The sequence below is a fragment of the Metabacillus niabensis genome, assembly GCF_020524345.1.
In the GTDB taxonomy this organism is placed as follows: Bacteria; Bacillota; Bacilli; order Bacillales; family Bacillaceae; genus Metabacillus; species Metabacillus niabensis_B.
In genome coordinates this window covers 102654-127185 of record NZ_JAIVLH010000010.1, presented here as the reverse complement: position 1 = coordinate 127185, position 24532 = coordinate 102654, and the positions used below count along the sequence as shown (strand labels likewise).

The following is a 24532-nucleotide window of genomic DNA, read 5'->3' as shown; positions in this document are numbered from 1 at the left end:
GTTCGATTTTCACGCTTTTATTCGGTTTTTGAGGTTTTACTTATTATCATTTTGCCTAACTTTTTCATTTTTATGAATAAAAAACAAAAAAAGAGGGTGACTTTATGTAATAGGAATTGTTCCTCTAAGAAGAAGCGGAATTCCTATCTTAAGTCAACCTCTTTGTTCAAAGTAACTTTTTAATACCAATCAAAAATCTTTTTCTAAATTCTTATACATTCACTTTAACTAAAGGCTTTAATTCAGTCATGAATTGATCGAATTGGTCGAAGTCCATTTGTTGTGCAGAGTCAGATAGAGCGACAGCCGGGTCCGGGTGTACTTCGGCCATTACACCATCAGCTCCAATTGCTAGTGCTGCTTTTGCCGTCGGAACTAATAGATCCCTTCGACCTGTTGAATGGGTAACATCAACAAATACCGGTAAGTGTGTTTCTTGTTTTAAAATAGGAACTGCTGAAATATCCAACGTATTTCTAGTTGCACGCTCATACGTACGGATTCCACGCTCACATAGAATGATTTGATCATTTCCTTGTGAAATGATATATTCTGCTGCGTTAACGAATTCATCAATTGTAGCTGCAAGACCTCGTTTTAAAAGAACAGGTTTACGAACAGCACCCGCTGCTTTTAGCAATTCGAAGTTTTGCATGTTACGTGCACCAATTTGAATGATATCAACATAATCTAATGCTAATTCAATATCTGCTGGGTTTACAATTTCACTAATAATAGCTAAACCGTATTCGTCTCCTACTTTTCTTAGTATCTTAAGGCCTTCTACACCTAAGCCTTGGAAGTCATATGGACTGGTACGCGGTTTGAAGGCACCTCCACGCATGATTTTAATCCCTTGTTTAACGGCTTGTTCTGCAACTGCGGCTACCTGCTCATAGCTCTCAACAGCACAAGGACCTATAATAAATGATTGGCTTCCATCCCCAATCCTAACACCATTCACTTCAATAACTGTATCTTCCGGCTTTTTCTTACGTGAAACTAGCAATGCTTTACTATGATCATCTTCTTGAAGCTCTAAACCAGCCTTAAAGATTTCTTTGAAAATATGTTGTAAGGTTGAGTCTAAAAATGGTCCATCGTTATATTCTTTAATACTATTTAACATCTTTCGTTCGCGAACAGGATCATAACGATTGACACCTTGTGCTTCTTTAGCTTTACCAATCTCTTGAACAACTCTACCTCTCTCGTTAATTAACTTTAAGATTTGTAAGTTAATTTCCTCAGCTCTCGCTCTTAATGCTTCTAATTCTGCATTACTCATCTCTCTCATCCTTTCGCATTTAAAATTGATTAGAAATTCGACTCTTTTACTAGTATGGAAACTAGGGTAAGATTTCTTTATCATTCAATAAAAGTGTGGTACATTTTCTTTAATTAGTTGTAATTATAAACCATATAATTGTGATTGTCATTAAAAACTTTAACATTTAAACGCTTTTAAGCTTTTATGCGATAAAGCGAGTGAACACAATGAAAAAATTGTATTATCATTTATTTGTAAATGATGATGATCATCTGCTTAAAGAAGGTGTACAAACATGACCCCTAATGACCTAACATTTGCACTTGATATAGGAACTAGATCTGTGGTCGGCTTAATCTTAAAAGAAGAAAACAATTCTTATCTTATTGTTGATACTGTAGTAAAGGAACACACAAAACGATCTATGTTAGACGGACAAATTCATGATGTTTTGTCTGTCGCAAATGTCATCTCTTCTGTAAAAAAAGAACTTGAAAAAAAACACGGACCTCTTCATAAAGTATGTGTTGCTGCAGCAGGTCGTGCATTAAAAACAGAAAGAGCAACTGCTTCTCTTGGAATAACCGGCAAACCTATGATTCAAAAAGAAGATATTCTTCATCTGGAACTCATGGCTGTACAGATCGCTCAGCAACAACTTGCCAAAAAACATGAAAAAGAGCGTGCCCATCATTATGATTGTGTAGGATATTCTGTTCTGCATTATGATCTTGATGGTGAAGAGATTGGTAGTTTAATTGATCAACAAGGTGAGGTAGTATCGGTGGAGATTATCGCCACCTTTCTTCCAAAAGTTGTGGTTGAATCTTTGCTGGCTGCACTTAATCGCGCCGAACTTGAAATGGAAGCTTTAACATTAGAACCAATTGCCGCCATTAATGTTTTAATTCCCACGTCAATGAGGAGATTAAATGTTGCTCTTGTTGATATTGGAGCAGGAACTTCTGATATAGCAATTACTGATATGGGAACGATCATTTCATATGGAATGGTTCCTATAGCAGGTGATGAAATTACAGAATCTGTATCAGACGAATTTTTACTTGATTTCCCAAAAGCTGAAGAAGCTAAGCGAAAACTGGAATCTGAGGATAATATAACAGTTACAGATATTTTAGGATTCGAAACTGTACTATCAAAAGAAGATATTTTGAAAAAAATCTCTCCTGCAATTGATAAGCTTGCTGCATCAATCAGGGATGAGATTATCCGTTTGAATAATGGCGGATCTCCTAAAGCGATTATGCTTGTAGGAGGAGGCAGTCTAACTCCGGAACTTCCAAAAAGGTTGGCAGCATTACTAGAGTTACCTGAAAATAGGGTGGCGATCAGAGGAATTGATGCTATACCTCAACTTAAGCTAGAAGAACATGTTCAAAAAGGACCGGAATTAGTCACTCCGATTGGAATTGCCGTTTCATCCAAACAAAATCCGATTCAATATATACGTGTAACCGTTAATGAGCGTACTGTTCGGCTATTCCATATGAAATCTTTAACAGTAGCTGATAGTTTATTGTCTTCTGGCATCCAATTAACAAAACTTTATGGAAAACCCGGAATGGCCTTAATGCTGACTGTAAACAATAAAGCGATTACCATACCTGGTGGGCTTGGCACAGCACCAATTATAAAGAGAAACGGCATGATCTGTTCCATTGAGGATCCGGTTACACACGGTGACATAATTACAGTAGAAAAAGGAAAAGATGGAGATGCTCCTGTAGTTCCAATCAGCTCTATTTTAGATGATATTCCTTCAAAATCATTTCATGTGAATGGCCAGGCCTATACATTAACAGCTTCTATTTTGCTTAACAACAAGATAGCTAGCCAACATGTCCTTTTGTCTGATCGTGACCATTTATTGTGTTCAATCCCGGCAACTGTTGAAGAAGGTCTATATTCCATTGGTTTAAAACATGAATTAGACAACATAAAACCGTTTTCAATAATGATAGACGATAATGTTTTGCCAGTTCCATCATGTTCAGGAAAACTCTTTAAAAACGGATTAGAAGCCTCAAGAGATTCAAAACTTGAAGATGGCGATATTCTCGTTCTAAAACCTTTGAAAGAGCCACTATTGAAAGAATTTATCTTAGAAGCCAACATCCAACAATTTCAAACAATGCCGATTATTTTTAATGGTCAATCCATTGTACTAGAAAAAACACTACAGGAATTTTATCGAGAAGGAATAAAGCTAACCGATAGTGATGTTTTATATAATGGAGAATTACTAGAAACGAAAAAAAGAAAGGTAGAACCCTTTATTTTTCAAGACCTTTTTACAGCAGTTGAGATTGACATACCTCATTCAAGCAACAATCAATTTAAGTTATTAAAAAACAGCCGGGAAGTATCTTTTCAAGAACCATTGAATCCTGGAGATGAACTTGAGATTCAATGGATATAAAGAAAAGAGGATTATGCCATAACAAGGCATAGTCCTCTTTTCTTTCACCCTACAATTTCCTGTTTTAAAGCATCATATGTAATCTTCCAGTGTGAAGCATTCCAAACAACTTCATTTCCCCGAAAAACTAATGCTTGTGGAGATTCATGTTTTACACCATATGTTTCCGCAATATAATTGGAGAGTTCACGAGCTTCTTGTACATGTAAATGATAGCTGGGATAATCTTTATGAATTTCAGTAAATTCCTGGTATTCATCAAATGCTGCTTGGCTTATAGGACATGTTAAACTATTCTTAACAAATAAAAATTCATGATGTTTTTGTAATAGTCCTTCAAATTGTTCAATTGACTCAATTACCTGGTTACTCATTCTATCACCTCTACACCTAGTCAATTATTCATTTTTATCTAAGTAATGTTCATGTTCAATCTTAACTATTAGATTTTACCGTACTTTCAGTATCCTCTTCTTTAGGGGAATCTTCTTGAACATGGTTATGTTCTGTTTGTGCTTCAGATGCTGAAGGTGTTTCAGTTTTATCTTGATTCTTTACTTCAGTTGATTCTTCAGTTAACTGTTCTAAAGCATTTGTTATCTCTTTTTCTACAACATCTGATTGTTCACTTGAGTTCGATGAATTTGTAATCGAACGGACTTTGTCCATAATTTGTGAAGACTGTCCTGTTACTACTTGTGTAAGAGAGGATGTTTTATCTTTTGCAACTGCTGCAAATTCTGAACCTTTTTCGAACGCATCATTGGTCATTTTGCCTGTGCGTTCCTTCATTACTGATGCTTGTTGACCTAAATTGCTTCTCATTTCTTTTCCGGATTTAGGAGCCAGAAACAATGCAGTTGCTGCACCAACAAGTCCTCCGATTAGTGAACCGATAATAAAGTCTTTGCCATTGCTATTTTTAGCCATGATCTCAACCTCCTCAAATTTTTTGAACATCTAACCATTCAATTGTTGTTTTTTTTCACTCTTCTGTTTCCATTTTGCCCATATTTCCATCGCAGCATTACTCCATTGAACAACTTGATTAATTTTATCTTGATTTTGCTCAAGATTTGTTGACGCTGTAGTTGTTACCTTCTTAACAGTTACATTAAGTTGTTGAATGGTATCCCCTACATCTTTTACTGATTCGACAACATTATTCAACTTTTCTGACTTGTGTTGAATATCTTCAGCAAGTGCATTTGTTTTATGTAATAATTCTGTTGTTTCGGTCGTTATTCCTGCCATTTGATTCTCAAGACCTGATAAAGTTCCTGCAACATTTGTGAGCGTAGCTTGTAATGCTTTTAATGTTTTCGACACATATACCACTAATATTGTAAATGCAATGGCTATTAATGCTACACTTAAGTATAAAATGATAATCAAATCATACACCTCCCATATTTTCCTTGTTATATTCCATACCCTATCTTTTCTATTATAAACATAAATTTTACATAATAGCTAAAATCTCCTTCTTTTTAGACATTGATTTTAATCTTAGACTGTTATCGCTAACTTTGCATGCTTATAAGAGTGTTTGGACTGGTTAATTGTAGCTCCAGGATGCTCGCTTTTCGCTACAATCAACCTAACTAGTTTTATTTAAAGATGCTTTTAAAATTTATTAAGCGTAATAAAGCTCTTACCATTGTTTCATGAGAATCGGGTACAATAAAAGGGTAAGTAGAAATAATAAAGGAGGATTTACATGAAAGATTCACGTATCGAAACTTTAGCAAAAAACTTAATTAATTATTCGATAAAATTACAAAAAGGTGAAAAGGTTCTGATCGAGAATTTCGGCCTGCAAAGAGAGTTAGTCGTTGCTCTTGTAAAGGAAGCCTATAAGGCTGGAGGATATCCATTTGTATCCTTAAAAGATCATCAGGTAGACCGTGCCCTCATGATGGGCGGAACCCAGGAACAATATGAAATGATGGCTGACTTCGAAGCTGAAGTAATGAGTAAAATGGATGCGTACATAGGTTTAAGATCTGGTCAAAACATTAATGAATTTGCCGATATCCCAGATGATAAAATGAAGTTGCAAGGTCAAACAATCGGCCAAAAGGTTCATCGGGACATACGTGTACCTAAAACAAGATGGGTTGTGTTAAGATACCCAACTTCTTCTATGGCTCAATTAGCCAAAATGAGTACTGAACAATTTGAAGACTTTTATTTTAATGTATGTAATCTTGACTACAGCAAAATGGACAAAGCAATGGATGCTTTAGTTGAGCTTATGAATAAAACAGACAAAGTGCGTTTAACTGGAAATGACACAGATTTAACATTTTCAATTAAAGACATTCCGGCAATTAAATGCTCCGGACAAATGAATATTCCGGATGGAGAAGTTTATACAGCACCTGTTCGTGATTCAGTTAATGGAAAAATTTCATATAATACTCCATCGCCATATAATGGCTTTACATTTGAAAATGTACAACTTACTTTTAAAGATGGAAAAATTGTAGAAGCAACTGCAAACAATACAGAAAGAATCAATAAAATCTTTGATACAGATGAAGGTGCAAGGTATATAGGTGAATTTGCAATAGGAGTAAATCCATTCATCCAGCATCCAATGCAGGATATTTTGTTTGATGAGAAGATTGATGGCAGCTTCCACTTCACCCCTGGTCAAGCTTATGATGATGCTTATAATGAAAATAATTCCAATATCCACTGGGATATGGTCATGATTCAGCGCCCGGAATATGGCGGTGGGGAGATTTATTTTGATGATGTTCTTATACGAAAAGATGGACGTTTTATCATTCCTGAACTAGAGCCTCTTAATCCGGAAAATTTAAAATAAGATTTAAGAAAAGCGCAAGTGCCTTGATCAGCCTAGGGCAAATAAGTCAATTTGGAATAGAAGGCGCTCTTTGCCTTCAATTCCAAATTGACTATACCCTAGAGGGGCTAGGCGCTTGAGCTAGACACCTACACTATGTATAAAATTTCATACATTCTTACCTGTCTAGAAAAGACGGTAGTGCTCCTTCTACCGTCTTTTACGTATTAAACATGCACATCTTTCTTTGTAAATAAATAACCAGCAAGTAGAAAGAATAACATCATATGAATCATAATAATGACAATTGAAAAAAGTAAGGTCATTCCCTCAAACATTGGTTCTCCAAAAAAGTAAGGCATTAAATTTGTGTTAGCGAACAATAAGTACTTTGCTGCATCAACATGATAATGTTGAAATAGTGTCATTAGTGCACTAGAAGTAAAAACCATGAAAATAGGCAGTGCAATTGAAATGACACTATTTCTCGTTATGGCTGACAAACCAAAAGCTATTGAGGTGATGATTCCAATTTCTATCAACTGAAATAAGTAACTGCCTAATCCAACAAGTACTCTTTGATCAAGTACAAAAAGTGTATCGGCATAAAAGATGAGGCCAATTATAATGGATAAAAATAATTGAAACATTCCAAGTAAAAATACATTGGCTTGAACAGTTATATATTTGGAAACTAATATATTTACACGTTTAACAGGTCTGATTAACAAAAATTTAATCGTACCTCTTTCAAACTCACTAGAAACAATGTCCCCCGCTATGATAATACTTATTAATTGTATAACAAGCAGTACATAAGAACTCACTTGAACATAATCCCAAAAAGAAAATTCGGTATCCTTAAATAGAAAATGGAAAAAGAGACCTATCAGAATATTTGCAACCATGATCACCCCAAGGAAGATCCACATCCTCATACGCTTATATAACTTTTGATTTTCATTACGGATTAGCTGGTAAAGGATATTCATGGCTATTCCCCCCTTCCTAACTTCTGTAGAAATATCTGCTCTAATGGGTTATCTATTCTCTCGATGCCTACTATATCAAATCCCCAACCTACTAACAGTTTATTTAATCTTGCCACTTCTTCAAGTTCTACCTCAATTGAAAATCCATTCGAATGAAAAACAATATCTTTTCCTCTATATTCATCTACTAAGTATGTTTTAAGAGAATCTACATTTAATATTCTGAATTGAAAGGTTTGTTTTTCAATTTGATTGTTTTGCCAATCTCTTAATTGTGAACGCTCAATACATCTTCCATCATTCATCACAAGCACGCTGTCGCAAATAAGTTCAATTTCAGAAAGAATATGACTTGATATTATGATTGATACGCCTTCTTTGTCTGCGAGTCTTCTCAGGGTATCTCTTAGACTTTTCATTCCTTCAGTATCTAATCCATTTGTTGGCTCATCTAACAGAAGGATTGAAGGACGGTGGAGTAAAGCCTGTGCCAAGCCTAATCTTTGCCTCATTCCTAATGAATAAGTATGGACCTTGTCATTTATGTACTTGTCCATTCTTAATAACTCTATCATTTCATCTATTCTCTCGTAGGAAAATTGGTCTGTCATTCTAAATAACTGGACAAGGTTCTCATAACCTGAAAGAAAATCATACATGATCGGGTTCTCGATAATTGCTCCAACATTGGAAATAGCTCTTTCAAAGTCTTTCTGCAGATCAAACTCGTGAATTGTAATAGATCCTTTCGTTGGTTTTAATAGTCCAACCAGCATTTTTAGGATTGTTGTCTTACCAGAACCATTTGGCCCCAATAAACCGAGGATTTCACCTTTACACAATTCAAAGCTAACATCATTTATTATCGATGTTTTTCCTATTTTCTTCGATACATTTGATACTTTTAATAGTATATCTTGCTCTTGCATAATAACACCTGCTTCCTAAATTGCTTCTTCCACATTTTTATAGTAAAGATTCAATTGCCGATAGACAATAGTTATAGGATAATAAGTGAATGATAGGAATCTAATAAATAGGAGTAATTAAAAAAAATGGACATCTATTCTTATCTTGTTGTTCAACAAGCACCATATTTTGAATCAGGCGATATTATTTCCTTACATAAACCAGAAACAACCTTTGGCAGGAAATCGAGTACTTTGACACCTGATATATCTTTTAATAATATTTTTGTTTCCAGGAAGCATTTTACCATTTTCCTTCAGTCGAACAATATTTATATTAAGGATTTGGCTAGCAAACATGGCACTTACCTTAATGATAAAAAATTAAACCCTTTTAAACCCGTTCAACTCAAAACTAACGATAAAATCTCATTTGCTAAAAATTTAGTTGTTTTATCATTTTCACTTAGAGATTTTGAGCAAACCTCTGAGCTATCAATCCTAAACATAGACAATCTCGCGAAAACTGAGCCTAAACTTGACTTTCTTAAGCAAACATTGCACATTCAACATGACACTATTTCCCTAACTGAGAAGGAATTCAAGTTCATAGATATTCTTTTACAAAGAAAAACGTTTATATCGAGAGAAGAAATTATTGAATATGTGTGGCCGGAAAGACAAATAACGGGTAGTAACGAATACTTAGTAGGGAATGAAGAAGTGAATGCACTTATTTATAGGCTTAGAAAAAAAATACCGAATTCAATAAAAATCAACACGATCAGGGGCAGAGGTTACACACTAACCATGAAAGAGGATAGGATACCATCTGTTAGCAGGTAAAAGAAATTCTGTATATAAAAACAGCTGACATAAATGTCAGCTGTTTTTATATATTTTATGCTAAGACGTTTTCATATGCTTCTTGATATTTTTGAATATCACCAGCACCCATGAAAACCAATACGGCATGTTCATGTGCTTTAAGAACAGCAGTACCATCTTCCTTAATAAGACTTGAATTTTCTATTTTTTCAAGCAAATTATCAATTGATAACTTTCCAACATTTTCACGTGCAGAACCGAAAATATCACATAGGTAGACGTAGTCTGCTCTTTGCAAGCTATCCGCAAACTCATCTAAAAAGGATTGTGTTCTTGTAAATGTATGCGGCTGGAAAACAGCGACAATATCACGATCAGGATATTTTTGTTTTGCAGCATCAATCGTTGCGTTAATTTCGGTTGGATGATGCGCATAATCATCAATTAAAATTTGGTTTCCTATTCGTTTTTCATTAAAGCGTCTTTTTACCCCTTCAAACGTTTGAAGTCTTTGTTGAATAATTTCAACATCAACTCCTTCATAGTGACATAGCGCAATAACTGATAATGCATTTAATACACTATGATCTCCGTAAGAGGTAATATTGAAAGATGCATAAAATGTATTACGAACAAATACATCAAATGCTGTACCATCGGTTGATTTCACGATGTTTCTAGCTTGAAAATCATTATCTTCATTAAATCCATAATAAACAACTGGTACCTTTGCCTGAATTTGCTGCAGCTGTTCGTCATCACCACACGCGATGATCCCCTTCTTCACCTGAAGAGCCATTTCCTGAAATGCACTGAAAACATCTTCAATGCTTGTAAAATAATCAGGATGATCAAAATCGATATTTGTCATGATCGCATAATCCGGCTGGTAGGATAAGAAATGTCTGCGATATTCACATGCTTCGAAAATAAAATACTTGCTTTCAGGAACTCCACTACCTGTACCATCACCTATTAAAAACGAGGTAGGTTCAGCGCCTTTAATTACATGTGAAAGCAATCCGGTTGTCGACGTTTTTCCATGTACACCCGTAATACCCACACTAATATATTTTTGAAGAAATTCTCCCAAAAAGCGATGATATCGAATGACTGGTAAGCCTTGTGTTTTTGCTTCAACAATTTCTTCATGTGTATCCGGATACGCATTTCCTGCAATAATCGTTAATCCTTCTCTAATGTTTTCTTTTGAGAAGGGTAAAATTTTAATATTTCGTGCTTCAAGTGCTTTCTGTGTAAATACTTTTTTCTCTATATCAGAGCCCTGAACTTCATAATTCATATCATGTAAAATCTGTGCAAGGGCACTCATTCCAGTCCCTTTAATTCCAACAAAATGATAAACAGTCATAATTAGAACCTCCAACAAACGTCTATCTGATTGACAGTATATGACGCTTATCTTGATTTGCAACCCGTTGTATAGTAAACGTCTCTTAGAAATACAAACAATTCTTGTTTTTATCCTAATATGTAATCAGCCTACAAAATTATATTATACCATTAGCCATCCGTAATGACTATGAAAAATCGAATTACTCTTTTGAACTCAATTTCACCTTCGTACAATTCCAACTATATTTTATGGAATATTTCTTTAAAAATGTACGCCAACTATCAGTACTTTTTTCGAAGTGATTATGTAATTCATCCATCATCTTATTATCATGTTGAATAAACATATCACTTATTAAAAATAAATCATCAAATACAGGAATTGAGCGTAAAAAAATCCATTCATACTCATGTAAATCAGGAATTCCTTCATCCAGCTTTATTGTACAGACTTCATTCGTTAGTAATTTCTTTGCATGTATATGTAGTTTATCATATTTTATTACTTTAAATGGTTCAAGTACACTAGCCATAAATAAAGCATGTACGACAGAATCCAGTGGATGCTTCATTCGGTTCCCGTATTTAATATAAGTTTGATAGTTGGTCAAGCCTTTTATCGTTAAATAATCAAACGTAAACCAGTCTTTAAATAATAGCTCTTGAGATAAAGTTAAAACCGCTGATTTCTCATTCCAAAGCTTTTTGGTTAAAATATGTTTTGCTTTTACTTTTTCCCTTATGTTCACATGGCGGTCAACATGTGTATGGACCGCCTTTAAATGGTCACATATAAAAGCTGTAAGTTGATTTTCTTTTTCTTCACGAAGAGCTTGTAGATAAATAATATTATCCATACAAAAAACCTTACCTTTTTAATCGTATCTTATCATATTTTTTATAGCACGTGGGTTTCGTTGATTGCATCTAACTCTTCTTCAGAGATTAACACATCTCTTGGCTTGCTTCCTCGATTTTCGGAGATAATTCCTTGTTCTTCCATCATATCGATTAATCTGGCGGCACGATTGTATCCAATTCTAAATCTTCTTTGCAGACTGGATGTTGATGCACCACCCTGATTTACGACAAACTCGCAGGCCTCAAGAAATAACTCATCCTCTTCTGATTGAATGGTCGCTTTTTTTACCAGTTCATCTTGATGGAATAAATAATCAGGCTTTGATTGAAGCTTCACATGTTTTACAACTCGCTCAATTTCTTCATCTGATACAAAGGTGCCTTGAAGTCTAACCGCTTTTGATGAACCATTTTCCAAAAACAGCATATCACCTTTTCCTAATAATTTCTCTGCTCCATTCACATCAATGATTGTTCTTGAATCAACCTGTGATGATACAGAAAAGGCAATTCTTGTTGGAATATTTGCTTTAATTAATCCTGTAATAACATCAACAGATGGTCTTTGAGTTGCAACGATAAGATGAATACCACATGCCCGTGCTTTTTGAGCAATCCGACAAATCGCTTCCTCAACATCATTTGGAGCAACCATCATTAAATCAGCTAACTCATCTATGATAATGACTAAATATGGTAAATGCTCACCTTGTTTGTGCTCTTTGACGAGCTGATTATATCTTGTGATTTCCCTGGTACCAGAGTGTGCAAATAATTCATAGCGTCTTTCCATTTCCTCAACAGCCCATTTTAATGCAGCTGTTGCAGCTTTTACATCTGTAATCACCGGACTTACAAGATGAGGGATTTCATTATAAGGTGCTAATTCAACCATTTTTGGATCAATTAGCATTAATTTCACTTCATGTGGTGAAGCCTTATATAACAAGCTAATAAGAATCGTATTGATACACACACTTTTCCCGGACCCTGTTGCCCCTGCTATCAAACCATGTGGCATCTTCTTTAAATCTGTAACAGCCGGTTGTCCCGCAATATCTAAACCTAATACTGCAGTCATTGGCGAAGGATTTGAACGAAACTCAGTACTTCTTAAGATTTCTCGTAAGTAAACCATCTTACTTACTTTATTAGGGACCTCAATGCCTATTGTATTTTTCCCCGGGATTGGCGCCTCAATTCTTATGTCTTTAGCAGACAAGCTTAATTTAATATCATCACTCAAATTTGTTATCTTGTTTACCTTTACTCCGGGCTCAGGATGTACTTCAAATCGTGTTACAGAAGGTCCTTGTGTAACATTTACAACACTGGCTCTCACATTAAAGTTTTTTAATGTGACATTCAAAAGATCTTTTTGAGATTCCAGCCAAGTATGATCTTCGATTACTTCTCTATCCGCTACATTTAAGTAGTTAAGTGATGGAAATTGATAGCCATGTTCCTGGCTTTTCTCTCTTAATTTCTGCTTATCTCTCCCTAACATCATCACATTAAATGGAGCTGACTTACGTCTAGGTGTGTTTTCACTATGACTATGGCTTGTATTATCTAGTTTCTCTTGTTCCATGCTTACTGTCTGCTCTTCCTCAGTGGATGGAGATTGCTCTACAATTATCGTGTTTTCAGCATGTATGTTCTCGTCATGCTGTTCACCTTCTTGTAGAGATTCTTCTAGTTCAATGATAGCTTCATTTTCTTTATATCTGTACTCAGCCTGTTCTTCATGTTTAGTTTTTTCTTTTAAATTTACTTGATCATCATGTATTTGTTTTTGATACTCCGTTTTTACAATCGTTAGAGCTTCATCTACAAGTTCTTCTTCCTCGAGTTGAATTTCAGTGTTTATTTCTTTACTATCAATCTCAAAAGTTAATGATGTATCCTCATCTTCATCAACTGCGGTAAGTTGATCATCCGGAAGATGAGCAGGCTGCTCGTCATCTTTATGTACATGTTCCACTACATGATTTGCTTCATATGATTCTTCAAGTTCTATTGAAGTGATCTTTTCTTCTACGAATTCTTTTGTTTCACCTGTAAGCTTTTGTTCTGGATTATTCCTATTGTTTTCGAGGTGAATTGGCCGATTCTTTATCCTCTCATCTCTAGGCTGAAACCCATAAACCGGTGATGGAATAGCTGTTGGATGAAACGGCCTTTTATTTGCGTATGTTGTTTCTTTCTTTTCAACTGCAGATTCCTGTGCCTGTTTGTATCGATCGAAGCTCTTATATTCTTGTGTTTTTTTCTCACGTTGCTTCCTTTGATTGTTTTCTTGATTATCTTTTCTTCTTGGGCGTTCAACTCTTTTTATATGTCTTTCATCAGGAATAATAGGAAATCGAAAATTCCCTTTTGGATATTGATAGGAAACTCTTGCCTCCGCTTTCATCTGCTGACGGTCTTCCCCATCAGTTGTTTTTGGATCTCTAAGAACATTCATTACTGCTTGATGCTCTTGTTGGGTTTTTGGCTGATGCTCGATAGTATTTGTCTCTGTTTCTTCTTCATCTCCGAACAATAGTGAAATCATTTTTTTAAACCAACTCATATTATCACTCTTTCAATATAATCAAAATATGGCTCATCTCATAATCAAGGAGCCATTTATTTTAGTTAGAACTAAAAAATATCTCTTCTATTGTATCAATAAATGTCTGAATTTGTAGATATAAGTGTAAAAGAAAATTATGTTTCTCCATTTCTGATAATAAAAAAAGAGGTACCAATGCAATTGTTTCTTATTGCTCGGCGCCTCCTTTTTCAATTATATGTACATGTTACGATTCAATTGTTTTTTTATGGGTGTCAATAAAGCCCTCTATTAATGGTTACCTTCAAACTAATTAAATCAATGCTTGGGCTTGTTTTTCCCTAAAATGAAGATTGGCTCCAACTCATTGTTTTCATATAAGAATGACAAAGCCGTAATAGGAACTCTTCCGCTTGCGAAAAAACTCATCGTTAATTGAGCTAAAATGTCATATCCTGTATCGTTTTGTATGTCAACAATAATGAGGACATCCTGGTGTGGAACAGCAACCGCCATTTTTCCAACCATTCTTTCTTTATATGAATGGAGAAGACTTTCATTTAATATACGGCTTGCATCGTAACCATCATTGGCATTAAAGAAATAAAAAACATTTCCTGCGACATGATCTTCTTTCACACTTGTCTTTAATGACCTTATATTAAATGATGCAATTTCTTTGATTTGCTCCATATTCCAATTTTCCCTTTGCATCATTTTTTCATCAATCAGCCTATACGTATTACCCAGGTCAAGAGCGTAATAGATTCGTGTCTCAGCTGTGTGGTCTGTATACACTAATGAAATGCCTTCATTGCTTTCAGTTGGGAAGGAAGTTGAGCGGATAACCGGAAAAATTGATTTTTCCTTACCTGATAGCTCCTGCTGATTTTTCATTGCATATAGAGCTTCCTCAACATAATAAACAACCTCATCGATCGCATTTTGGTTTTTTGTCTCCCATTTGGCTATAATGCCGGGCATTGACAACGTAACACCTTTTTTTGTTTCATCGTCTTCTATTCGCAGTGTGTCTTTTTCTCGATCAAAATGAAACTTCAAGCCTTGATTAGAAAGTTGGTTTTTTAGTATTTCGACTAATTTTCTTGATGTCATTTTCATCTCTGCCCCTCCTTTCTAAACACTTTCACATCTCTTTATATTGAAATACTATCAATAAACTCCTGGATTTGTTCTTTTGATTTACGTTCTTTATTAACAAAACGACCTACTTCTTTTCCTTCATGAAATGCGACAAAGCTTGGAATTCCAAAAACATTCAGATCTGCACATAAATCAATGTACTCGTCACGATCTACATAATAAAAAGTAAATTCGCTATTTTCCTGCTCTATTTCTGGCAGAATAGGTTCGATTACTCGACAGTCCGGGCACCAATCAGCAGAAAACATCAGAATAACCTTTTCTTCTTGTGTGATCTTTTTATATTCATCAATGGATTGTAACTGTTTCATTGTTATGTCCTCCTTTATTCATACAGCCTTACTTTTGTTACATATTCTAGTTTATATGATATCCTCTTTTGATTCCACTTAGCCACCTTGCAAAAATGTGTTTTTCGATCCTAACAAACAAAAACTCCCGTGGTGTCCACGGGGATTTTTTCCTATTGAACAGATTTCACAATTTCCATCATTACTTGTACATCATCGTGGAGATTATGTGCTTCCGATTCTGTCGTAAGCTTTGTTCCACCTAAACCAACTGTTACTTCATACAAGTTTTTATCAATCTTGACTACAAATATATATCCAAACTCATTATCTCTTTCAAATGTTTCAGATAGGAAAGGTTCTTTATATTGTTCCGCTAGTGTTTCATAGGAAACCTTACTGCTTTCGTCTTCATTTTGATTAACAAAGAGAATAAAGCTTTGGTTCCCCTTTTCAAGCAGAACATTAGCTTTTTTCGTTTCTTTCACTTGAAAATCTTCTGGAAGATAGAATGAAAAAAGGTCTGATGTTTCATTTGACTTTTGTTTCTTACTTGAAAAAGCTTGTTCTGCACTTTCTATCGTTTCTTTCTTTATTTCTTCACTTGATGGCATACAGCCTGTTAGAATAAATAAGACAATTCCACTTAAAAAGTAAGAAAATATCCTCATCTAAATCCTCCTCTAATGAAAAGACATCTTAATCTCCTCAGGATTTACCCTTCATCCACGATAGGGAAAAAGGACCTATCTAATTCTACCTTTATTTTTTTCTATTTGACAAGTTTTTACGGTCTATATTGTTTACTTAGTAGGAGAAATACATACAACATAAAAGACTAGGAACATCTCCTAGTCTTTCTACCTTAATACGGATATAATTCATCGATACTTTTTGTTTTAGCTCTTGATAGAATTTCAATTCGCGTCATTAATTGTTTCTTAGAGAAATTCATTAGTTCTTTTGTAGCTGTTTTTCCTTTTTCATCCTCTTCAAAGGCCATCCCTTCCTCATTTAAAGCTAGAGCCAGAGGGGCCAATTCTTCCATTTTTTTGATTACCCGATCAAAGAGCTGAGGATGCTCACTAATTAATCGTTGAAGCAAATACGTTCCATACGCTATATGTCTTGATTCGTCTTTTTTTAAATATTCAATACCTTTTACTAATCCGGGCATGATCCCCATTTTGTTTAATCCATCCGAGAAAACTTTATACCCCGTTTCCGCTAATACTCCTTCTGAAAACATATTGTATACAGTAGCTGCATCAGCAAGTGCTTCCGGAGTAGGATGATTCCACAGTTGTTCCATTGTATCAGGGAGGATTTCATAAAAAAACTTTCGATATGTTTTTGAATGCAGGTGTGTTAAATCTTCTCTTTCACCCAACTCATCTAAAACTTTTCTAAAAAGTTCTGTATGCTTTGCTTCATCATAGAGAAATGTTGTTAGAAACAATTCCTCCTCGATTCTCCCTTCAATAGAAGCAATTTTAAGAAGTGGTAGTAAATCGTGTGTTACGGCCTCTTCTCCGCCTTGAAACTGAGCAAGTAGTTTTATAATCCAATCGCGATGCCTCGTAGAAAGGTTTTTCCAATCCTCTTTGTCTTGCGTAAAATCTATGTCTTGAGGATTCCATGCTCCGAATTTTTTTGCTTTTTGATATAACTGATACGGGAAGGCCTTTTCCCTTATTCCTCGTGTACTCGTTGTAATGAGTTTCTTTCTCATAGATAATACCCTCCTTTTACACTATGGTATGAGGGATATACAATTGTGTATAGACAACCGCTCTTGTTTTAAAAGAAACATGTTAAGAATTAATAAGTTGGTTAATAGATAATAGGAAATTTATCTTTTTCATAGACTGCTTCAAATATTTTGTACAAACCCATAAACTCTTCAAAGGTCATATCCTCACTTAATTCAAAATGCGATAAAAACGCATCAACTAGTTCTACATCCATAGACCTCAATACCTGTGAAGACATCAATTTTTCATAATATGGTTGTATGTTTCGATGAGCATCATGATCGTCTAGCAAATCCAGAAATTGTTGTTCAGTCATAACTTTATCCCTCCTCTGCATATTTAAGTAAACGAGATAGTTTATTCGCAACTCTACTTTCAGGTTACGGTTACAAAACTATTTTTCATTAAATTAGTTATTTATTTTTAAATCAGGCTAAGGCAAACTCATTATTTTATGCACCTTTTATATCATTACTATCTAAAATAGAGTATAAAAGTTTTTATAAAACGAATACGGAGAACGTTAGATTGGAGGATTAAACAGGATATGTCAAACAGTGAAAAACCAGAATTGTTTTCACTCTTAAAAAAGCTGGGTTTCCAACTAGAGGGAAAAGTGAATAAATATATTCAAGATCAATTGAATAAAGAAGAAGTAGCTCTTACTGCCAATACAGCTGGTCATGTACTTGCACACTTAATTGAAGCCATACATGACTATGTTGAGCAACTGTCTTCACAATTAAATTTCCCTACCAAAAGGGATGTAGGACGGTTAGGAAAATTAATTGTTCAATCCGAAGATAAGCTGGATAACGTTGAGGAGGAGCTACATGAGGTTTTGAGTTTAGTAAAAGAACTTAAAATGATGATCTTAAAGGATGTTAAAGACATCCCTACTCCACTAGAAGGGTTAGAAACGACCATTAAAAATAGAGTGATAACTTATAAGGAAAGATTAGCATCAAACAAACAAGGAGCTTTATCAAATACGAATACACTAAAAGAGGAATTACAAAGAGAACTAATGAAGCCGCCTGGTCAAGTGGATTTAAAGGAAATAAACAAAAAGCTATTGAATCGACTTCAAGAAAAACAGGCTAATAAATGGGGGAATTAATATGAATAAACAGCATAATTCCGACCCAAAGTATGACCTTGAAACAGAATTAAAAAGATGGAAGGGTTTTTTAAACGCTTGGAACCGCCCAACGCCAAAGATTGGTGCTACTCCCAAGGAAGCGATTTGGAAAAAAAACAAAGCTACTTTATGGTATTACGCTCCTGGAGAAAAAAAATATAATGTTCCTCTTTTTCTCGTATACTCTCTTGTTAATCAGCCGTTTATTTTAGATATGGCACCTGGAAATAGTGTCATCGAAAATTTCACACGAAATGGATTTGAAGTCTATTTAATGGACTTTGGGATTCCCGGATATGAAGACAAAGATATATCTGCAAGTGACTATGTTGTAGATTACATCCAAAAAGGAGTAAAAAGAGCACTTCGACATTCTAAAGCAGATGAATTAACCATTATAGGATATTGTCTTGGCGGTACATTAGCTACAATGTATGCAACGATTGCTGAGGAGCCCATCCGAAACCTCATTTTAAATGTTTCTCCGATCGACTTTGAGGTCGTTCCTTTTTTTGATAAACTAGCTCAGGCAAGTAAAGAGGATAAACTAAATATTAATAGACTTTTAGATGCTGTTGGTTTAATTTCCGGTGATTCCATGAAAGCTGGAATGAGAATGGTGACAAATCCGATATATTTTAGCCCATATCTTTCGTTATTAAATAAAGCTTATGATGAGAACTATGTTGAAAAATGGAAAAGATTAAAAACATGGACAGATGGGCATATTCCTTTTTCAGGTGCAGCTATGAAAGAGTTAATGAATGAATTAGGGAAGAAAAACAAATTAATTGATGGCGGGTTAATCATTCATGGAAAAAAAGCAGAATTGAAAAATATTCATGCAAATCTATTGGTCATCTCCACTGAACATGATCGTCTTGTCTTAAAGGAACAAAATATGCGTGTTATTGATTTTGTTTCAAGTAAGGATAAGACATTTTTATTGGAAGATGGTGGACATACAACAAGAGCAAATGATAGAGATCTGCCTTCCTATTTGGCTAATTGGTTGCCTCAACGCTCTGAACCAATATAAGCAAAATCCCCTCAGTTGATCATACAACTGAAGGGATTTTTTTAGTTTTCGTTACACATTTTGTTTATATAAATACTGACCAATCAAAAGATTGGAAAGCTCTTTAAACATTGTGGTACGATCCACAATTCCATTTGTAAAAATGCCAATAGCTCCTTCGTTGTGACGAACATTCTTTCTCTTTGCATATATATCCATCACATCACCTAATTCTCGACCTGTGAAAACAAGCTCTCCTATTTCATCAGGTACTACTATCCTTGCTCCACCTGCAATAATAGGCTGTTGATCTTTTACATAAATGGCTCCCCAATTACATAAGAAATAGCCAAAATCAGTTTTTATGAGCCCGCCTTCTAAACCAACTCCAAGATCGGCTCTTTCAGCTTCCAACGCATTCTTTGCCCGATTGATTGCACCTGTTAATGTTTCCAAATCTGTAAGCGGCTGTGCCGAAACATTGGAGGGTACACTTGTTGAGATAAATTCAGCTTCAATGAATGAAGCAAATGCATCATTCACCGCTTTAACTTTGGTAGGGTTTTTTGTTCCTATTGCAATTTTCACTGTTGCATCTCCCTTATGAAATTACGAATTCCGTTTTATCGATTGAACTGTAGTTGTATCACATGATTTAACAAGCTTTATAAGAAGTTCTTTTGCCGCCGCATAATCATCTACATGTAAAATTGACCCTGAAGTATGAATATACCGTGAGCTTACTCCAATTACTGTTGATGGCACTCCACTGTTTGAAACATGGACCCGACCAGCATCTGTTCCGCCTTGAGACACAAAGTATTGATATGGAATGTTATGTGTTTCTGCCATATCAAGTACAAATTCTCTCATTCCACGATGAGTGACCATTGAGCGATCAAGAATGCGGAGAACAGCACCTTTTCCGAGCTGACCGAATTCCTTTTTATCTCCACTCATATCATTAGCCGGCCCTGCATCAAGTGCAAAAAACAAGTCAGGATTAATCATCGTTGCAGCTGTTTGTGCTCCTCGCAGGCCAACTTCTTCCTGTACAGTGGCTCCTGAATATAACGTGTGAGGAAGATCCTCATCTTTTAATTCTTTAAGAAGCTCTATCGCTAAACCGCATCCATAACGGTTATCCCATGCTTTTGCCAGGATTTTCTTAGGATTTGCCATAGGAGTGAACGGACAAATAGGTACAATTTGCTGCCCCGGCTTAATTCCGATTTTTTTCGCATCTTCGCGGTCATCAGCACCAATATCGATCAACATATTTTTTATGTCCATCGGCTTATTTCGTTGGCCTTCACTTAGAAGATGAGGAGGAATCGAACCAACAACTCCGATGATTGGACCGTTGTCGGTGATAATTTGTACTCTTTGAGCTAAAAGAACTTGACTCCACCAACCTCCAAGTGGTTGAAATCGTAGCATACCATTGTCTGTTATTGCCGTAACCATAAAGCCTACTTCATCCATATGGCCGGCCACCATGATCGTAGGTTCGTTTTCTTTTCCACGTCTGACACCAAAAATACTGCCTAATTTGTCTTGAACAATTTCATCTGATATTGGTTCAAGTTGCGTTCTCATAAATGATCTTACTTGGTGCTCGTTTCCAGGTGCTCCGGGCAATTCTGTTAATGTTTTAAATAATTCTAATGTTTCTTGGTTCATACAATCCCTCTTTTCAGCCAAATAGCCTTTTTTATATTAATATGTCTACTTTTACAAACTTTGTTGCTTTTTAAAAAGTGTTGTGTTGGTTAATTGAAAGAACTAAAAAAAGCAAAAAGTAGTTATGTATATAAAAATCCCAACAATTATTATAATAGTTTATCTTCTTTTATTCTTCCTTAACATGCACCTAAGGTTTTTGTATACTAGTAGAAGAAGGAATATGAATACCCGTTGTACTAGTGATGTATACATAAAACTAAAGGGGTGTTGAAAATATGAAGACAAGGTACTTTTTATTGGGATTAGGTATAGGTATTGTTGGAACCTATTTTATGAAAGATCAAATAATGCCTCACAATATATCTTCTGATAAAGCTCTTGAAATTGTAAAAAAGGCTTTTAAAGAAAAAGGGCCTATCGATGGATCATGGATATATACAGTTCCTGAAACTTTTTCTAATGAACATCTTTCCTATGATGTTTACAAAGCCGGTATTTCAAGGTCAGTAGATCATCATCTCGAGCAATATGAAGCTTTCGTTGATACAAAAACAGGAACAATCGTGCATGTTGATCGGATTCATTAATAAGAATACTGGGGCATTTAATCGATTTATGCCCCTATCATTTATTCTTTATTCGATCAAGCTTATCGACAATCTCACCTTTCCCATCCCATTTTATGCCCCGATAAACAGCATCATGATAGAATGTAAACCACGCTTGGCGTTGTTTTCCAAAATCAATCCACTTCTGCTTATTTTCGATGGACGTCATAGGATAATCATCGTAGGCAAGTACCCATAATGGATTCTCATGGGCATGTGTCGGCATTAAATCAGCCATGTGGATAAGTATTTCTCCTCCATCCTGTAGAATGACGATGCTATGTCCATCGCTATGTCCACCAGTATGATGCATTTCCAAACCGTCCAGTATTGAAATCGATGAATCAAATGTTGTTACTTGATCTTTAACAGCTTCCCAATTTTGTTTCCAATATGTATTTGCAGATCTTATATTCGGATGTTGCATCTCTTCCCACTCAATAGATGACGTCATAATTTTCGCTTTTGGAAAAACAGATGTTAAACTGCCATTTTCCCACTTCGTTAATCCGCAGGCATGATCAAAATGCATGTGAGTCATTAATACATAATGAATGTCCTCAGTTGTTAATCCTAATTTTTTTAAGGACTCTTCAACAGACGATTCTTCTTCTACCCCATAGTTTCTCATTTGCTTTTCCGTCAGTTTACCGGACCCTATTCCTGTTTCCAGTAATATATTCAGACCGTTTTTTTGGATAAGCAATGGATCTGTTCGGAGTTCGATTTGGTTTTTTTCATTTACAGCATATTTTTTCGACCATAATGGTTTTGGAACTACCCCGAACATTGCTCCTCCATCCATATGGGTTACTCCGCCATTTAGCCATGTAATGATTGTCTTCCCTATTTGAAGTGTTTCCATTTCAAATCCCTCCCTATATAATTTTACCATATGAACAGTTTTTAAAGAAAACTTGACATACTCGATACAATATCTCCCAAAACAATAAAAGACCAAAGTCGCTGATGACCTGGTCACATGGTTAAGTAAAAAAACGTTTCTTTACTCTTCCTCCGTTTTTTGAGGGTTATTGATTTCTTTGGAAAGGTCTTTTTTCATTAATTCGCTTAACATGACCTTTAGAGCCTCTTTCTTAATATTCTGTTGTCCTTCCCGTCTTTGTAAAGCAGCTCCCTGCTGTTCATTGCCTTCCATTCTTGGAATCATTTCCGATAATGATCCATTAACCATTATAAACTCTCTACCAAGGGAAATTACGTTTTCGATTGGGAAAAACAATTCTTGGTTAGATGAATTTATGAGTAAGCTCTCTAATTGACCATTTTCTTCATTGAAGTAATAATCTACGATCCTTCCTGCAAAGTCTCCTCCTGTTGTCACAACTTGAGCTCCATTTAAGTTACCTTTTTTATATAATAAAGGTATATCTCTTAAGTCCAATAAAGGTTGATCACCTTCAACAATGACAGCAAACTCTCCGACACCAATGACATTCTCATACCGAAGAGCATTCACACCCACTTGCCAATCCCCCTGGCCAACAATAAAAAATTCTACAGACAATTCATTTGGATCAATAACCAGATCTTTAACAAAGCCTACCTGACTTCCTCCCGTACTATTGATAATAGGAAGATTTAATAATTCTTTCGCTTTTTTCATTTTTCAAGCACCCCTGTAGATCACAATTTAGTAAGGAAAATCTCCTTGGGCAAACATAGATAGTTCTAAATAGTAAGAACCTTATATAGGCAATTAACTCAGCAATTCATTTATTTATATGTAGGACCGAGGGTATTTGTGAAGCTGCATTGCTTGTTTGAAGAAATAAAAAAATACCACAATTATTCGTGGTATTTTCATCATCTTATTTTAATTTTGAATAGCTTCGTTCATATATCTTGCTTCAACACGGTAAATTCTCTGACCTTTTTCTGAAAATTTCTCTTCATACTCCGTCATGACATTACCCTCATATTCGCTATTATGGAGATCTAAACTAACAAACTTTAATTGTAATCCATATTCAGAAAAACTTATTAAAGAATATTCAAATAAACCTTGATTATCTGTTTTAAAATGAATTTCTCCGCCTTTTACAAGAATCTCTTCATACAATGCCAAAAAACTTTTATATGTTAGCCTTCTTTTAGCATGACGTGATTTTGGCCAAGGATCTGAAAAATTCAAATAAACTCGATCAATTTCGCCAGGTGCAAAATACTCTGCTAAATCTTTAGCATTAACATTAAGAAATTTTAAGTTACTGCTCTGTAAATCCACAGCTTTTTGAATAGCTGCCACAATGACACTATCGAATAATTCAATACCTATATAATTAATATCAGAATTCTGTTGGGACATTCCTGCTAAAAATTGCCCTTTACCTGTTCCGACTTCTATATGAATTGGATTATCATTTCCAAAGACCTCATGCCATTTTCCTCTATATTGTTCAGGGTTTGAAATAGCATACTCTGAGTGCTCGGCAATAAAATCACCGGCCCAAGGTTTGTGACGTAAACGCATGTAGACACCTCTATCGATTTAATATCGTTCTAAAAGATACCATGAATAAAACCTGGTCCGCAAGGATTATTTCGTTCTTACCAATATTTAAGACATCTTTTAGAAACTAATTAAGAAAAGCGCAAGCGCCTTGAACAGCCTTACCTTATTAGAAAAACTTGGCTTGTCACCAAGTCCAAAGGTAGAAAGCCTAAGTTTTTCTTATACTAACATCCATAAATTTATATACTTTCTGTAGTACAAAGAAAAAGAATGATTTGAATTAAGGGTGTTTCCCTTATTCTCTCATCCTTACTTGGTCAATTCTTGAATATTTTTGTTCTAAAGTCACACATTATATGTATATGGCC

25 protein-coding genes are annotated in these 24532 nt (G+C 35.1%); 6 read left to right on the top strand and 19 right to left on the bottom strand.

The genetic code is table 11. The features are described from left to right. Positions 1–211: 211 nt before the first annotated feature. Positions 212–1288: a bifunctional 3-deoxy-7-phosphoheptulonate synthase/chorismate mutase gene (locus LC095_RS12690; protein WP_026561357.1), complete on the bottom strand. Its 1077-nt coding sequence runs from the start codon at positions 1286–1288 to the stop codon at positions 212–214. A 277-nt stretch (positions 1289–1565) separates the two neighbouring features. Here LC095_RS12690 and pilM point away from each other — a divergent pair, with 277 nt between their 5' ends. Next, positions 1566–3710, top strand: coding sequence for a pilus assembly protein PilM (gene pilM / locus LC095_RS12685; protein WP_226528497.1), 2145 nt, complete (start codon positions 1566–1568; stop codon positions 3708–3710). 44 nt (positions 3711–3754) lie between these two features. On the opposite strand, the gene ytxJ is transcribed toward pilM, so the two are convergent. From ytxJ to LC095_RS12670, 3 genes are all read right to left on the bottom strand, one after another. Next, the gene (gene ytxJ, locus LC095_RS12680; protein WP_226528496.1) at positions 3755–4084 is read right to left on the bottom strand and encodes a bacillithiol system redox-active protein YtxJ; all 330 of its coding nucleotides are present in this window, start codon (positions 4082–4084) and stop codon (positions 3755–3757) included. Between the two features lie 61 nt (positions 4085–4145). Next, positions 4146–4640, bottom strand: a complete 495-nt coding sequence (locus tag LC095_RS12675; protein ID WP_226528495.1) for a YtxH domain-containing protein — start codon at positions 4638–4640, stop codon at positions 4146–4148. Between the two features lie 30 nt (positions 4641–4670). Then, the gene (locus LC095_RS12670; RefSeq protein WP_026561354.1) at positions 4671–5105 is read right to left on the bottom strand and encodes a DUF948 domain-containing protein; all 435 of its coding nucleotides are present in this window, start codon (positions 5103–5105) and stop codon (positions 4671–4673) included. A gap of 325 nt (positions 5106–5430) precedes the next feature. On the opposite strand from LC095_RS12670, the gene LC095_RS12665 reads away from it, so the two are divergent. Then, complete coding sequence (locus tag LC095_RS12665; protein WP_226528494.1) at positions 5431–6546, top strand: aminopeptidase; 1116 nt, start codon at positions 5431–5433, stop codon at positions 6544–6546. Positions 6547–6752: 206 nt separating this feature from the next. On the opposite strand, the gene LC095_RS12660 is transcribed toward LC095_RS12665, so the two are convergent. Together LC095_RS12660 and LC095_RS12655 are read right to left on the bottom strand one after the other, a co-directional pair. After that, the gene (locus LC095_RS12660) at positions 6753–7517 is read right to left on the bottom strand and encodes an ABC transporter permease (protein ID WP_226528493.1); all 765 of its coding nucleotides are present in this window, start codon (positions 7515–7517) and stop codon (positions 6753–6755) included. A gap of 2 nt (positions 7518–7519) precedes the next feature. Then, a complete protein-coding gene (locus LC095_RS12655) occupies positions 7520–8446 on the bottom strand; it encodes an ABC transporter ATP-binding protein (protein WP_226528492.1) in 927 nt (308 codons plus the stop codon). 126 nt (positions 8447–8572) lie between these two features. Between LC095_RS12655 and LC095_RS12650 the strand changes: the two genes are divergently transcribed. After that, on the top strand, positions 8573–9271 hold the full coding sequence (locus LC095_RS12650; protein WP_226528491.1) for an FHA domain-containing protein: 699 nt from the start codon (positions 8573–8575) through the stop codon (positions 9269–9271). 55 nt (positions 9272–9326) lie between these two features. Here LC095_RS12650 and murC read toward each other — a convergent pair whose 3' ends face one another. The 8 genes from murC to LC095_RS12610 form a co-directional block, all read right to left on the bottom strand. Beyond that, positions 9327–10625: a UDP-N-acetylmuramate--L-alanine ligase gene (gene murC, locus LC095_RS12645; protein WP_226528490.1), complete on the bottom strand. Its 1299-nt coding sequence runs from the start codon at positions 10623–10625 to the stop codon at positions 9327–9329. Between the two features lie 184 nt (positions 10626–10809). Beyond that, positions 10810–11466, bottom strand: a complete 657-nt coding sequence (locus tag LC095_RS12640) for a hypothetical protein (RefSeq protein ID WP_226528489.1) — start codon at positions 11464–11466, stop codon at positions 10810–10812. A gap of 41 nt (positions 11467–11507) precedes the next feature. After that, the gene (locus LC095_RS12635) at positions 11508–14045 is read right to left on the bottom strand and encodes a DNA translocase FtsK (RefSeq protein ID WP_319005795.1); all 2538 of its coding nucleotides are present in this window, start codon (positions 14043–14045) and stop codon (positions 11508–11510) included. Between the two features lie 300 nt (positions 14046–14345). After that, on the bottom strand, positions 14346–15149 hold the full coding sequence (locus tag LC095_RS12630; protein ID WP_226528488.1) for a DUF1444 domain-containing protein: 804 nt from the start codon (positions 15147–15149) through the stop codon (positions 14346–14348). Positions 15150–15184: 35 nt separating this feature from the next. Continuing rightward, positions 15185–15502, bottom strand: a complete 318-nt coding sequence (locus LC095_RS12625; protein WP_226528487.1) for a thioredoxin family protein — start codon at positions 15500–15502, stop codon at positions 15185–15187. A 152-nt stretch (positions 15503–15654) separates the two neighbouring features. Next, the gene (locus LC095_RS12620) at positions 15655–16152 is read right to left on the bottom strand and encodes a hypothetical protein (protein ID WP_226528486.1); all 498 of its coding nucleotides are present in this window, start codon (positions 16150–16152) and stop codon (positions 15655–15657) included. A 194-nt stretch (positions 16153–16346) separates the two neighbouring features. Next, positions 16347–17213 carry a R2-like ligand-binding oxidase gene (locus LC095_RS12615; RefSeq protein ID WP_226528485.1) on the bottom strand — a complete coding sequence of 289 codons (867 nt, stop codon included), beginning with the start codon at positions 17211–17213 and terminating at the stop codon, positions 16347–16349. 101 nt (positions 17214–17314) lie between these two features. Next, positions 17315–17551 (bottom strand): hypothetical protein, encoded by a 237-nt coding sequence (locus LC095_RS12610; RefSeq protein WP_226528484.1) that lies wholly within the window; start codon positions 17549–17551, stop codon positions 17315–17317. A gap of 231 nt (positions 17552–17782) precedes the next feature. On the opposite strand from LC095_RS12610, the gene LC095_RS12605 reads away from it, so the two are divergent. Together LC095_RS12605 and LC095_RS12600 are read left to right on the top strand one after the other, a co-directional pair. After that, on the top strand, positions 17783–18355 hold the full coding sequence (locus tag LC095_RS12605) for a hypothetical protein (RefSeq protein WP_226528483.1): 573 nt from the start codon (positions 17783–17785) through the stop codon (positions 18353–18355). A gap of 1 nt (position 18356) precedes the next feature. Beyond that, positions 18357–19415: an alpha/beta fold hydrolase gene (locus LC095_RS12600; protein WP_226528482.1), complete on the top strand. Its 1059-nt coding sequence runs from the start codon at positions 18357–18359 to the stop codon at positions 19413–19415. A 51-nt stretch (positions 19416–19466) separates the two neighbouring features. Here the strand turns inward: LC095_RS12600 and LC095_RS12595 are convergent, their stop codons facing one another. Further along, complete coding sequence (locus LC095_RS12595) at positions 19467–19982, bottom strand: DUF84 family protein (RefSeq protein WP_226528481.1); 516 nt, start codon at positions 19980–19982, stop codon at positions 19467–19469. Between the two features lie 21 nt (positions 19983–20003). Further along, the gene (locus LC095_RS12590; RefSeq protein WP_226528480.1) at positions 20004–21077 is read right to left on the bottom strand and encodes a M42 family metallopeptidase; all 1074 of its coding nucleotides are present in this window, start codon (positions 21075–21077) and stop codon (positions 20004–20006) included. Positions 21078–21355: 278 nt separating this feature from the next. On the opposite strand from LC095_RS12590, the gene LC095_RS12585 reads away from it, so the two are divergent. After that, positions 21356–21667, top strand: coding sequence for a PepSY domain-containing protein (locus LC095_RS12585; RefSeq protein WP_226528479.1), 312 nt, complete (start codon positions 21356–21358; stop codon positions 21665–21667). 37 nt (positions 21668–21704) lie between these two features. On the opposite strand, the gene LC095_RS12580 is transcribed toward LC095_RS12585, so the two are convergent. From LC095_RS12580 to trmB, 3 genes are all read right to left on the bottom strand, one after another. After that, entirely contained in the window at positions 21705–22553 is an 849-nt protein-coding gene (locus LC095_RS12580; protein ID WP_226528478.1) for a YtnP family quorum-quenching lactonase, read from the bottom strand. A gap of 141 nt (positions 22554–22694) precedes the next feature. Then, positions 22695–23315: a PRC-barrel domain-containing protein gene (locus LC095_RS12575; RefSeq protein ID WP_226528477.1), complete on the bottom strand. Its 621-nt coding sequence runs from the start codon at positions 23313–23315 to the stop codon at positions 22695–22697. A gap of 210 nt (positions 23316–23525) precedes the next feature. After that, a complete protein-coding gene (gene trmB, locus LC095_RS12570) occupies positions 23526–24182 on the bottom strand; it encodes a tRNA (guanosine(46)-N7)-methyltransferase TrmB (protein WP_226528476.1) in 657 nt (218 codons plus the stop codon). Positions 24183–24532: the final 350 nt, after the last annotated feature.